This is a genomic window from Mycoplasmopsis cynos, assembly GCF_900660545.1.
In the GTDB taxonomy this organism is placed as follows: Bacteria; Bacillota_I; Bacilli_A; order Mycoplasmatales; family Metamycoplasmataceae; genus Mycoplasmopsis; species Mycoplasmopsis cynos.
In genome coordinates this window covers 309,646-322,798 of sequence record NZ_LR214986.1, presented here as the reverse complement: position 1 = coordinate 322,798, position 13,153 = coordinate 309,646, and the positions used below count along the sequence as shown (strand labels likewise).

Here is a 13,153-nt window from a genome sequence, read left to right as displayed (position 1 = left end):
AAGGAGTATAAAATGAAAAAAGCAAAAACATTAAAAGATATATTAAAAACAAAATTAAAAGATGATTTAATTGATACAATTATTAAATTGCATAATGAATGCAAGTTATTAAAAAAAGCATATGACATAAAAAAAGATAAAGTAAATAAATATAAAAAAATATTTGGTAAATATGATTATTTATTACATAAAATGGCTAAACATATTAATTATGATGATTTTGATAAAGATTTAGGTACTAATCAATTGTGATATTATTTTGTTGAAAAACCAAAAAATAAAGAAAATGAATAAGTTAATAGTCTGAGCTTTATTTGATGATGCGAACAGGTCAATTTATAAAGCGTTACAAAATGATAATGATGTTGTTGTTTATAGTTTTGGTATAAATGATAAAGAAAACGAAAACAACTATATCAAAATCGATTTATCATTAAATAATAAAACATTAGTACAAGATATAAATAAATTAATTAAAAAAGTAGGTGCGCCTGATATAGTGTTTGCATCACCGCCTTGCAGAGCTTGAACCACTGCTAATCCTGGTAAAGCACTTAAAAATATTTTAGAAAATGGTAATTTAGAACTTAAAAATTATAGTCATTTTATAGCATATAATGAATACGCACAATGATATGCAAAAAGAGATTTTTTTAAAGAACAGAGTTCAATTTTAGAAGCACAAAGTACAACACTAGCAACAATATTAATATTACAATTATTAAAACCTAAAATATTTTTTATCGAAAATCCACAAGGCAGCAGAATTTTTAAATATATAAATAGTTTTTGTAATTTTGAAACAATAAATAATAAATTACATTATTTTGCTTATGATAAAAATTTTCCAAAAAAAGCAACAACATTTGCTTCTAATTATTATTTTGATACAAAAACTACAAAAGAAAAGTCAAATATAAAAATGATAAACTTAGGCAATTATAATGATCGTTCTGCCATTCCAAATAAATTAATAATTGACTTAATTTATCAATCGAAGGGGATAATATGAAAGAAAAAGAATTAAACAAATATAAGCAAGTTATATGGCTGCAAGATGAAGTTATTTACTGAGCAAAAGAATTATTAAAACTACACTATAAAATCAAATCTAAACAAACTGAAGACCTTTTAGATGAGATAATAAATTTATATTATGAAGAACTTGAAGAAAGAGATTTATTAGATGATAACAAAAATTAGTGATTTAATTAAACCTGATTTAGTTTTTATTGAAAAAGAACTAAAAAAGAATATATTAAATTTAAAATTAAGCGGTTTTGAGTGTTTAGATAATATTTTAGGTGCTGGACGATTTTTAGAGCGCTTAGAAGTTAAAAAAGAACAAATAATAGACTTAATAATTGATGCGCTTATTTTATTAAGAAACACATTAGATTTTAGAGCTGGTGCTGTTGAAGAAAGTAATAATTTACAAGAAGATAAAGTAAATAAATTAATTGAAAAATATACAAAAATTAAAGAAAGCGCAATTGAAAAAATATTTGCAAATTTAAATGATATGCATAAGCAATATGTAAATGAACTATTTGATAGCGTAGAGTTACATAGTTATTTTACAAATTTAAAAAATGAAGTAAAAAAATTAGAAGAAACAAGACAAAAATTAGGTATACCGTGGCGCACTTAAAATTGCCTGCTTTAAATCAATTAGGATTAAATATTAAAAAAATATGTTGAAAATATAATAGCACTAATTATAAACAGTTTAGAGCATTAATAATCAATGATTTTAATATCAAAATTGATTTATGAATGCAAAAAAATAATATTGATCTAAATTTAAAAAAAGAATACGAGCAAGTGTTGTTGTATTGAACTTTTATAAATTATAAAAAAGAAAAGCAATTAACTGAAACGCTTTTAAATAATGGTTTTAATTGAGCACAACCAACAAATGCATTTGTTGATACTGTTTATAAAATTGATTTATTAGCAAAAAAAGATAATATTGTTTATGCAATACAAGTTAAACCATCAAAAACGAACACAAATAACTTTAATTACAAAACTTTTTTAAATGCTTGCAATAAACTAAATCTAGTACCATTATTAGCATTTAAAAAGCATAATAAATGAACAATGATAAATTTTGAAAATGGAGAGATGATATGAAAACAAAAATAGATTTAACAAATTACAACAATTTTTATAAAACTGAAAGCGATAAAGAAGAATTAAAAAAAGAATTATATAAACTAGCAAATGAACAAGAATGAAGCTATTTTTATGAATTAGATGATGATTCTGTTGAATTTAAAGAATTTTTAACAGTTGAAAATGATTCTGTTTGACTTAATGATGATTTGTCAATTGAGCAATTAATGTACTTTATTGAAAAAACTACTAATCATTATTACGGCTTTTGAACTTTTAGTGAATATAATAAAAGATACAAAACAATGTTAAATGGCCCTGAATTTCACGCTTTTAGCACAAGAGAATATAATGAATATAATGCTGAATTAAAATTAGCACAAAATTATTTAGCCGAAACTGAATAGAATAAAAATAACGCTTAAAGCGTTATTTTTATTATCTTTATACCTTTATAATAATTATACCGATTTATTGCTAAAAACATCATTATCAACTATTTTTTTTAAACGTTTAATATCATTTTTATCTAATTTAGTGTTTTCTAATAAAGTTATTGCTGCATTTTTTGAATTAACTTTTAATCATTTAAAAAATTCAATTATTTTATTTATTATTTTTTTCACTAGTTACTCCTTTAATAATATTTTCAAATTCATTTTTTATAGTTTCATCTACGCCATTTGATTTAACATATAAAATCATTGCTAAACTAAGTCTTTCAATTTTTAAATTAATTTCATCTAATTCTTCCTTCGCTTTTTCTATGCTGTCTCTGTTGGCATAAATCAATTCTTTGAGCACGTTTGAACCTTCTTCTTTTTGCGGTGTGATATTAATATTATTTTCATTTTTTGTTTGTTGTTCTTGTTTAGGTAATTGATATTTCTTTAAAAAATAACGGACTATTACAATAATTGTTAATAAGCACGCACCTACTCCACCTGCTGCAAAAACTTCAATAACAGGATTATGCATCTTGTTTTTTTAAATATGTTTCTGCTCAAGCATATTCGAATTGCAACGGTTGATTATAAGCACGTGTACCATCATACAATTTTATAACTTGATGATTTACTTTAACACCATCTGTTTCTGGATTAGCAAAAACACGCATTAAAAATATTTCATCTGTACCATTTGGATAATAAAAATTTAAAGAACTATCTGCTTCTAAAATATCGTTAAAACCTTGAATATTATCGCCTTTATAACTAAACAAAAATCTAAATGTTGTTGATGTTAAATAATCATTTACTTTACTTCCTTTAACTGTTAAAGATAAACGTAGATATAATGTATTTTCATTTGTTTCTAGTGATGTAGGTCACGGTATTATAACACTACTTCCATCGTCTAAATATTTACTATTTATTTCAATTTGTCCTGTACCAACATTATTTGTTAAAACTCTATATTTAAAATTTTTATCTACATAATTATTTTTTAAATAATTATAAAAACTACAATTTTCATCCAAGTTACCGTTTTTATTAAGTATAAAAATGTTATCCGAACTATCAAATTCACTAATTGTTAAATTACCATCTGCTGTTGTTCCAAAATATCATTTAACTTTATTTGCTGTATCAATAAGAAAAAGTGCTCTATTAATTTGAACATTGCCTTGAAACGTATTATCACCATTAAAATAGTTATTTTCTTGTAATTGAGCTGTATTTGCTAAAATATCAATTTTATTATCATCTACATATTTTTTATTTACTGCATCTTTTTCATTTTGTGGATTAGCTAAATTAGTTATTTTATTATTATTTACATTTAATACGCCAAAAGTTTTAACTTCTCCATTTTGTTTAATTTCTAACGCATATTTATTACCTGATTTATTAAATACTCCAAAATTACGAGAACCTCCATCGCTAAAAAATTCTCATTTTGTGTTGTTTTTACCTGATAAAAATATTGATGCTGTATTTCCTGAAGCAGGTACTATTGTTAAAGTTTTCATTTCACGCGGTACTGCATTTAAATTTTGAGTTGTTAAAACATTTTCATTTTGCGTAAATCCTGGTGACTGTTCTATTGCTGTTATTCTTTGCGCCTGCTCTGATATTTTAGTATCTACATAACGCTTATTTGTCACTTGTTCGTTTTGTGTAATGCTTGCGCTAGAAGTAACTAAACTACCACCAAAACTAACATTATCATTAAAAGTATTACGACCACTAAAAGTATTATTTGTTGATAATTCTGGCACACGCTCAATAATGGCGTCAATATACTTTTTATTTGCTGCGTGTGTTGGTTGTGTTGGGTCTTCAATATTTAATAACTTATCATTTACATAATCTGCTGTTATTTTAGATGATTGCAATTCTTTTATATTATTTTTATGTTCTTCATTTGCTTCTTGTAATTTATTTCTAATTACACTAATATTTTGTTCGTTTTGTGATGATTTAGTTTCTAATGATGTTATTTTTTCTTTGCATTGTAAAAATTTAGAATTATTTGCTAAGTTTGTATTATCTTGTTCGCTTTTAAAATTATCAACCTTTTGATTTATTTGCATATATTTTTGTTCTAATTCATTATCTTTTTGGCTAAAACTTTCTAAACGATTTGCGACATTTTGATTTATTGTTTCTGGTATATCATCAATTTTTGTTTCAAAAGTAGTTACTTTATCACTTAATTCATTAGCTTTATTTATTTGCTCTGAAACTAATTGATTTAACGCTTGCGCGCTTAATTCAAGTGGTGCAATTCTTTGATTTTCTAAATCATTTAATTCTGTATTAAATAACAATTTTAAATGTTCATATTTACCTAATAAATTTTGTATATCACTTGTTTTATTTTTTAATTCTTTATAAACTTCTGAGCTTTCAATTCTATTTTTTCAAATTAAAAGCTCATTTTCTAAACTTTCAAAATCTGCATTAACAATAGTTCTTAAAGCTTGCTCATTTAAATAATTTTCATTTAAATAAAAATTACGTGCTTCATTAAAAGTATTTAAATTATTAGATATTAAACGTTGTCTATTTGCTATTTCTGGTACTGTTTCTGAAACAATACGATAATGTGTTTCGTGTAACAATGCAATATGCACTGACATCACACGATAAACACCAATAACATCTTTAAATTTTGTTTCATCGTAATTAATTGCTTCAAGTAATTTAGTTATTTTATTATTAACTAAATTATCTATTGCTAAAAATACGTGTAACTGCATTTTGTCAATAATTGCTTCATCGTTTAATTCGCCAAAAAGTTTTTTAAGTCTTTTAGGTATTGCAATATTTTGATTAAATGCTATTTGTTTTAACGCATCTAAATTTATTTCAAAAATGTTTTTAATTTTTATTCACTTTTCTTCATTCATATTTATCTCCTTTTCTGTTTTTTATATATCGTTTGACGTGTATATAGTGTAGAGTTAAAATCTTTCACATTTCTAGCAAATTTAATTTTATATTTTCCATTTTGTAATTTATCAACATATGCAATTGATTGTGTTTTATTTGTTCTATGCTTTTTAACTCTTTCCAGGTTTTCAACGTCGTTTAATAATGCTTCTTTTTGATTTTCTACTTTATTGAAAGATAATCTAAAACGTTCAAAATCTTTTGATACATATAACTCATCTAAATTATTAAATGTTAAATTATCTAATATCCTACGACCTTTTCCTAAAATTCAACCTCACGCAATATTGTTTAAATAATATTGTCCTTTTGATGACGCATTAATAAACTCAAAATATTTATTTATAGACATCACTAATTCAAGCGGTCTTTTTCCTTTTGGATTATTTTTAGTTTTAGTCGCTTGTCTTTTAAAATATAAAAAGAAACTTATAAATCTTGTTTGCTCTCAATATTTCGGATTATAAACACGCACACCACTTACTCATTTTGAATTAAAATAAATTTGTCCTTTTTCAAATTTATTAAGCGCTTGTGCATATTTTTTAGCTAATTTATTGCTTATTTTTCCATTAAGTGCTCTTTTTTGAGCTATTGAAGTTCAAAATTTAAGACCTTGTTTTTCAATTGTTTTTTTAACTCTTTGATTAATAAGGCCTTTTAATTTACTAGCTCCTTTTGTAATTAAAGAAAATGGATTTTTGATTGCTTGATATATTGTTCTACCTTGCTCAATTAATGAGCTAATTTTTTGAGGTGTAATAATGTTTTTAATTCTTTGGCTAACTTTTGCTGATTTTTGAAGTGCTTGAATTGTTTTTTTAGATGCTTCTGCTATCTTTTCAATAATTCCTTTTTTAACAAAATCATAACCTTTTTTTGCTGTTGAATATGTGTTATAAATTGCTTTTGCTAGTTTATTAGTTTTTGCTAATCTTTTAGTTGTATTTAATGCTGTTTTAGTTGCAAATGATGCTCCAATAAACAATAAGTCAATACCTAAATTTAAAAAAGTATTTTCTCAATCAACTTTTCCTGTACGCGCTAAATCTAACAAAATATTTTTAATAAACTTAGCGCCTGCTCTGATTAAAAATGTACCTGCTCCAAGCGGTATAAACGCAACTGTTAAAACATCAATAACAATATCACCAAGAATATCAATAAAAAAAGAACTAAGCAACTCACCAAAATTAAAAAGTGATTTGCTAGTCCTTTCATTATCTTTAATAACTACTTTTTTAAATTCTGGGGTAGTTGTTATTAATAACATATTATTTGTCTTTTAATTCTTGGTTTGCGTTTGGTAATTCTATTCTCTTTCCTTGCTCGTCTGCTGTTTTTTGTGTTGCTGCAAAACCATATGCTAATTTATCGTATAAAAATGCATATGCGTCTTTACCTTCAAAATAAAATCCTAAATCATTTGAAAGATTATCAATTTTACCATATGACATTGCAATTGGTGACATTGCACCAAAACCAATAAAGTCTGCTAAAACAATTGCGTCAAATTGTCTTAAAAATGGGTTTGCATAGATTTTATATCCTGCGATACTTGATATTCCATATTGTCCTAATTCAAATGCTTCTAAAACACCATTCCCTGTTAATTTAGCTTGCGCTAACTTATCGAATAAAGCAGGTTTAACCATAATAACAACATTATCTCTTTCGATTAAGTCAATACCTTGCTCTGTATCAACTGTTTCTGTTAATTCTGTTGCTTTTTTAACAAGTTCATTATAAACTTCTAATGCTTGCATTTTTGATAAGTCTTTTTGAATTTGGGTTTTATCTGTAATAATTTTATTTTCTAATTCTTTAAATGCTGTTCTTTCAAAAATTCTACTTCATTGATTTGCGACTTTTGCTGCTTTACTTGATGCTAAATCAATTGGTAATAATTCTTTTTCAAATGCTGTAATTGCTTCAAAAACTGTAACTGGTTCATTTCAACTTACGTTAATACTTCCACCAAGACGTCATTTATTAGCTGTACCTGTTCCAATCGCAGTTTTAGGACTAAATTTAGAACCCACTACTTTTTGTATTTTAACGTTTAAATCTGAGCTTTCTAAAATAACAGTATTTTTACAAATATTTAAAAATAATGATTTATCTACTAAACTAGATAATGCTCTTTCCATTTGTGCTGCTTGAAGTGTTAAATTTGCTCCGTGTGTTGTTTTTGGTTGCACTAAACTAAATTCTGTTTGCAACGCACTTTTTAATGTTAATTCATTTGCCATATAAAATTCTCCTTTATTAATATCTTGTTAATATTCCCTTTGCTTTAAAATTGCTTTCTTGGGGTTGTTCTTGTGTTTGGGGTTGTTCTTTAACTTCTCAATTAAGTTCGCTTGCTTGTTGCAATATTGATTTTTTAACATTAGAATAATCTATTTTACTTATATCTAATTGTTCAAAATCTGTTTTAGTTGTGAAGTCGATTTTATTAAACTCATTTTTAATAAGTTCTTTTAAATGTGATTTAGTAGTTTCAAAATTAGAAAGTTGATTTTTTAATTCATTAATTTCATTTAATGCTTTTTCTTTTTCTAAGTTTGAAGCTTCTAATTCTTTGGTCTTATTGCTTATTTTATCTGCGATATAACTAGATAAGTTTTCTTTTTCATCAAAAATAGCATAAACACCTAATGCATTAAGTATTTCCGGCTTGCTAGCATTTTCCTTAATACCTAATTTTTCATTCATTTCTTGACAAGATATGCCAAGTTTTTGAGATAAATTTTCGAATAGTTTCATTAATAACTCCTCCGTCTTTTTTGGGCTGCGGTTCCCTGGTTTTTATTTTCAAAAAATTAATTTATTAGTTAATTTATTGTCTGATTTAATATTAAATTCTTTACCATTTTCAAAAGCACCACCTTTTAAAATTATTTTATAATCTTGTAAAAATGCACCTTTAATAATTACTTTATCTGGATTTGTAAAAAACTCAATTTTGTTAATATGATTATTTATTTTTTTATTTAAGTCATTTGGATTATTAATCATAAATAAATTTTGATTTTCAAAAGTAAATAAGTTATCATAATCTTTTTTAACTACACGTATTTTTAAATATTCGTGTCTTATTGCTGGTGAATTTAATCCTTCGGACGCATCACTATCATTTAAATAAAATTTATCTTTTTTAAAATATAATTTTTGCTTTTGAAAAAGTGCATCATAATAATAATTATTTTCAATAACAAGAGGGACATTTGATAAACGTGTATAAATATCTTGTCTTCCTAAAATTGAAAGTTCAAAATCTGAATGAGGATATTCTGATGCAAGATATTTTTGTACTTCTTGCTCTCAATTAATAATCTGAGCTTTATTATCATCTTTAATACCACTTCATACTAAAATATCATCTTTAATAACTTCTTTTGAATGGCCGCGAATTGTACTACTTAAACCTAAAATGCTACTTGTATCTTGTTCTGTTAAAAATAAATAAAATGGATAATTTAGATTTAAAGTTTTATTATTGAAGTCAATAGGTCTTTGTGATAATTCTGGTTCTTCGAATTGGTCTGGTGTTAATGCGAATTGCACTGTTTTACCATTTAAAAAGAAAATATTTTTATTTAAAAATTGATTATATACACCAAATTTTATATCGTTATTATCTTGTTCGTTTGTACTATATAATAAACTTTCTAAAACAATTCTAGGATTATCAACATAATATTCATTAGCAATATCTTTAAAATGTGCCGTCATTGGTAATGCTGCTTTATGTTCATCATTTAATCCACCTTTTCAACAATAAGACGAAGCAATTTGCTCTGAAAACATTAATAATAAACTTAAAAACTTTATCTTTTCTGCTTCTGGTCTAATTGATAAAAAATTACGGATTAAATAGTCGTTAATGTCTGAGCTTTTTGCATTACCGTTTTTATCTGCTCATTCTTTACGTTGGGTTTCTGTGCCTTGAAACTCTACATAGGTGTTATAAGCACATTCTTTTAGTATTTCGCGATGACTACCATTATTAACAATTTGCTTTAAATAATGTTCATAATTTTTATGATATTCTAATGTTAAGCGTCTTAAAAAGAAACTTATAACACTTCAATTATCTACATAAAATTTTGAGATGTTTCATAAAAATAAAGAATAAGTATTATCATAAACTGCGGTTGGATTAGCAAAAATTAAAATAGGTTTTTTATTATCTTTAATTTCAAAATTAGGGACTTCAAAAAAATCATTTTTAAAGTGCATTATTTGATTGATTAATGCTGATGAGTAAAATTCTAGTTGATAACTAGTAATATCGATTTTATCATCTGCATTAACAACTTCTAATTCATTATTAACATCATCTTCATCATTAACAACAATAAATTCTATGTCATTTAATTCTTTAAAAGATTTTAATTTAGTTATTGTAAATTCTTGGATTTTATCATCACCTAAATCATTAAAAATTAGTTCATCAATTTTTGTTTCAAAATAGTAAGCATCATATAAACCTGTATGCGCTTGATATTTTGAGCCTAAAATAAAATAAAACTCATTTTCATCAAAAATAAAATTATCATCAATAGCGACTGTTAAACTATCATTTAAACCTAGTTTTAAAATTTTATTATCTAAATTTAAATTTGTTTGTTTTGCTCTTGCTGTAATTGTTGCATCAAATTCACCGACAAATTCAAGTCTAATAAAATTTTTAGAGTTTGTTTCTAGTTTTTGTTTTTCTATAAAATTTTTAATTTTATAAACATATAAAGTTGTTATGTTATCACTAATTGTTAATGCGTCCATTTTGGTCTTCCTCTTGGTCTAATTGATGCACTACTTGATTATTATTTAGCATAACACCATTTTGTGTTATTTGTAATTGTTTTGCTTGTTCTTCTAATCATTTAGTTGAAGAAACAACAATAACATTTATATCTTGTTCATAGTTTAATTTAAGTATTCTTAAAATGATTTTAAAAAAGTTTTGATAATATATCTCTCTTAAATTTGCTTTCATTTCAATATAATCTTCATACGCTGAATTTAATGTAGCTATTTCTGCATTGTGCTTATTATGAGTACCACCATCATCACCATCTTTTTTAATTAATAAAGATTTTTTAATTCAATAAATTAAATTTTCAATTGTTGAGATAATTTGAGGTGCTTGTGTTGGTGCATATTTAATATCAAAATTATCACCTAACGCAGATATTGTCGCTTTGCTATCGATTTTAACCGTTCTATTATTATCTAAGCTAAAAAGATTTTTAACAATTTGGTCTGCTTTTGTACCGCCGACATTTCATTGTACTTGGGGTATTGGTAAAGATAAATACATATCTAAAATTAATGATTTATATTTAGCATTTAAGATTTCAAAAAGTTCAGGATTTACCATTTCGATATCTGGTGCTTCACTTGCTTTATTTTTGAAAACAGTAAATGGTATAAAATTATTAACATTTAATTCTTGTTTATAAGTGCTACCAAATAATTCTTTTGGCGATATTGTTTTGCCTGTTCTAGTGCTAATACCATATTTTTTAATGTAATTACTATCTAAATCATATTCATAAACAACTTCAAAAACTTCATTTTTTATTTTTTGTTGTCCTAATGAAACTTTTAAAAAAGATAATTTATTATCTAAATTAAACGCATAATCTATTACTTCTGCTAAAACTATTTTTTTATTTTCTAAAATACCTAATGCGGCTAATCCTTTTTTATAAAGCATTACCTCTAATTTTTGTATTAATTCTAAAAAATAATTATTATTCAAAAACTTTAATAATTCTTTTTGATTTTCTAATTCTATTTTTGGTAAAGCGTTAGCGAGTTGTGTCATTTGTTGTACTGCGCCATCATTTTCAAATTGTTTTTTACTATCTGGTATTTTAAACTCTTTTCCTTCGCCGAAAATAGAATTAAAATTTTGAGAATTAGTTAATATAAAATTTGATTTAAAAATTTCTTCATTTGTTTTTGACATTTATTCTCCTTTGCTTTGAAAAATTAAATATTGATTTTTATATATAAACGAACACGCCATTTCAAAAGCATTAATTAAATCGTAAATTTCTGCAAAAATACTTTCATCTCTTTTTAATTCTTGGTCGGGTATAACTTGTTTAGTAAAGTTTTCTAAAAGTTTTTTACTACCTTGTGAATTTATTAATTTAATAAGACCATTAGCAAAAATAAATTTTTCTCAATTTTGACGAGACACAATGCCGAAAGCTTGTTTATTTGTATCACGTCTATTTGCTTTAACTGCATAAATGTTATCTAATTGCATTTCTGATGCAATTGCATTTAAGTTTTCAATAATAATATCGTTATCACAAGCGATAACACTGTTAAATGTTTCTGCTGTTAAAATTTCTTCATCATCAAGAGAATTTTTATTTTTTAAATATTGCATTATATCTTTATTGCTTTCATCAATTATTTTTAATAATGCTCTACAATTTTGTAATCTACTATCTGTTTTTGTAATAGCTTTAATATCTTCTACTGCTTCTAAAACTAAAATTTCTCCTTTTTTAGTTAATGCAACACGCACTCACGACGCATTATCAACTTTACCTGGATCAAAACCATCTCAAATCGAATAAATTTCATTATTTTTTAAAAGCGTATAAAAGTATTCTTTTTCTACTAATTCTATTTCTTTTCTAATCTCACCTAAATTATTTATGATATAAGGCTTTAAAAAGTAATTAGTTTTTTGTGTTTCATCTAAAAAAACAAATCCTGCAACTGTAACAATCCATAAACGTAAATTCTTATTTTTTAAAGAATTTAGGTTTTTCATTTGTATTGCACTTAATTCTTTTTTTGGTACAAAAGTTTTTGCGAACATTGTAATAGTTATGCCTAAATCATCATCAAAATTAGCATCTGTTTTTTGTATATAATGCTCTTTAATTAATTTTTCCATTATTAAATTATTTGGATTACCATCTGGTGTTAAAATCGGTAAAACTACATTATGAAACTTTTGTATTAAAAAATGCTCTGTTGTAAAAATATTGTAAAAAAACTTTACTTTGATTTGAAAATTATCAGGTGCTTGTGTTCTTAAAACTGTATTTTGAATTAAAAGTGGTATTTTTTCTTCCTGCACTTCATAAAGCTGTTGTAATTCTAATGGTGTCTTTTTAGTATCAATTGGGTCTTCAATCGGTTCATCAATAACTAATTCACCAAATTTAAATGCGTTATTTGGTAGTGTAATTCCTTGAAACGCTTGGGTCTTTTCGAAGTTTTGAAAAAGTATGCAACGACCTTTTCCGCCATCGTCAAAATTTCAATAAACACCTGAAGTTGTCACGGTTATATATTCTGTGTAATCTAAATTATGTTCATCTTTTAAAAAAGATAATACTTTTAAAAACATAGGCCGCAATGTATTAGCGATATGGTTATATTGATTACGACATCATACACTACAAAATATTTTTTCATTTACTAATCGATAAATTGATATTATTGCTCCACCAAAAGACTTTGATACTCCTTTTGCGCCTGATTGAATTTCGTAAAATTCTTTTGATTTAAATGCGTCATAACTTGGATTTGCATCAAGGTCTGTATAATGTAAAATCTGTTTTAATTTTTGTTCTGTAAATTCTGGTATCATC

15 protein-coding genes are annotated in these 13,153 nt (G+C 24.9%); 6 read left to right on the top strand and 9 right to left on the bottom strand.

Going from position 1 to position 13,153, the window contains the following annotated elements; all coding sequences use genetic code 4:
• Positions 1-12 precede the first annotated feature (12 nt).
• Genes EXC48_RS01860 through EXC48_RS01835 form a run of 6 tightly spaced genes read left to right on the top strand, consistent with a single transcriptional unit; the run spans position 13 to position 2,525 of the window.
• Positions 13-294, top strand: a complete 282-nt coding sequence (locus EXC48_RS01860) for a hypothetical protein (RefSeq protein ID WP_129720418.1) — start codon at positions 13-15, stop codon at positions 292-294.
• Positions 287-1,027 carry a hypothetical protein gene (locus tag EXC48_RS01855; protein WP_129720552.1) on the top strand — a complete coding sequence of 247 codons (741 nt, stop codon included), beginning with the start codon at positions 287-289 and terminating at the stop codon, positions 1,025-1,027. Before EXC48_RS01860 ends, EXC48_RS01855 begins: the two co-directional genes overlap by 8 nt.
• Positions 1,009-1,203 carry a hypothetical protein gene (locus EXC48_RS01850; RefSeq protein ID WP_129720551.1) on the top strand — a complete coding sequence of 65 codons (195 nt, stop codon included), beginning with the start codon at positions 1,009-1,011 and terminating at the stop codon, positions 1,201-1,203. The genes EXC48_RS01855 and EXC48_RS01850 overlap by 19 nt, the downstream gene beginning before the upstream one ends.
• Positions 1,187-1,651 carry a hypothetical protein gene (locus tag EXC48_RS01845; RefSeq protein WP_129720550.1) on the top strand — a complete coding sequence of 155 codons (465 nt, stop codon included), beginning with the start codon at positions 1,187-1,189 and terminating at the stop codon, positions 1,649-1,651. The genes EXC48_RS01850 and EXC48_RS01845 overlap by 17 nt, the downstream gene beginning before the upstream one ends.
• Positions 1,639-2,148: a hypothetical protein gene (locus EXC48_RS01840; protein ID WP_129720549.1), complete on the top strand. Its 510-nt coding sequence runs from the start codon at positions 1,639-1,641 to the stop codon at positions 2,146-2,148. The genes EXC48_RS01845 and EXC48_RS01840 overlap by 13 nt, the downstream gene beginning before the upstream one ends.
• Entirely contained in the window at positions 2,133-2,525 is a 393-nt protein-coding gene (locus EXC48_RS01835; protein ID WP_129720548.1) for a hypothetical protein, read from the top strand. The genes EXC48_RS01840 and EXC48_RS01835 overlap by 16 nt, the downstream gene beginning before the upstream one ends.
• Positions 2,526-2,579: 54 nt before the next feature.
• Here EXC48_RS01835 and EXC48_RS04655 read toward each other — a convergent pair whose 3' ends face one another.
• From EXC48_RS04655 to EXC48_RS01795, 9 genes are read right to left on the bottom strand one after another with little or no spacing between them, the layout of a single operon-like run.
• A complete protein-coding gene (locus EXC48_RS04655; RefSeq protein ID WP_165035611.1) occupies positions 2,580-2,744 on the bottom strand; it encodes a hypothetical protein in 165 nt (54 codons plus the stop codon).
• On the bottom strand, positions 2,725-3,096 hold the full coding sequence (locus tag EXC48_RS01830) for a hypothetical protein (protein ID WP_129720412.1): 372 nt from the start codon (positions 3,094-3,096) through the stop codon (positions 2,725-2,727). Before EXC48_RS01830 ends, EXC48_RS04655 begins: the two co-directional genes overlap by 20 nt.
• Positions 3,089-5,473, bottom strand: a complete 2,385-nt coding sequence (locus EXC48_RS01825) for a hypothetical protein (protein ID WP_129720547.1) — start codon at positions 5,471-5,473, stop codon at positions 3,089-3,091. Before EXC48_RS01825 ends, EXC48_RS01830 begins: the two co-directional genes overlap by 8 nt.
• Positions 5,474-5,475: 2 nt before the next feature.
• Positions 5,476-6,789 (bottom strand): hypothetical protein, encoded by a 1,314-nt coding sequence (locus EXC48_RS01820; protein WP_129720546.1) that lies wholly within the window; start codon positions 6,787-6,789, stop codon positions 5,476-5,478.
• Between the two features lies 1 nt (position 6,790).
• A complete protein-coding gene (locus EXC48_RS01815) occupies positions 6,791-7,768 on the bottom strand; it encodes a hypothetical protein (RefSeq protein ID WP_129720545.1) in 978 nt (325 codons plus the stop codon).
• Between the two features lie 16 nt (positions 7,769-7,784).
• A complete protein-coding gene (locus EXC48_RS01810) occupies positions 7,785-8,285 on the bottom strand; it encodes a hypothetical protein (RefSeq protein ID WP_129720544.1) in 501 nt (166 codons plus the stop codon).
• 42 nt (positions 8,286-8,327) lie between these two features.
• Positions 8,328-10,307 carry a hypothetical protein gene (locus EXC48_RS01805; RefSeq protein ID WP_129720543.1) on the bottom strand — a complete coding sequence of 660 codons (1,980 nt, stop codon included), beginning with the start codon at positions 10,305-10,307 and terminating at the stop codon, positions 8,328-8,330.
• Positions 10,288-11,499 carry a hypothetical protein gene (locus EXC48_RS01800; protein ID WP_129720542.1) on the bottom strand — a complete coding sequence of 404 codons (1,212 nt, stop codon included), beginning with the start codon at positions 11,497-11,499 and terminating at the stop codon, positions 10,288-10,290. The genes EXC48_RS01805 and EXC48_RS01800 overlap by 20 nt, the downstream gene beginning before the upstream one ends.
• Positions 11,500-13,152 (bottom strand): hypothetical protein, encoded by a 1,653-nt coding sequence (locus tag EXC48_RS01795; RefSeq protein WP_129720541.1) that lies wholly within the window; start codon positions 13,150-13,152, stop codon positions 11,500-11,502.
• Between the last annotated feature and the right edge of the window lies 1 nt (position 13,153).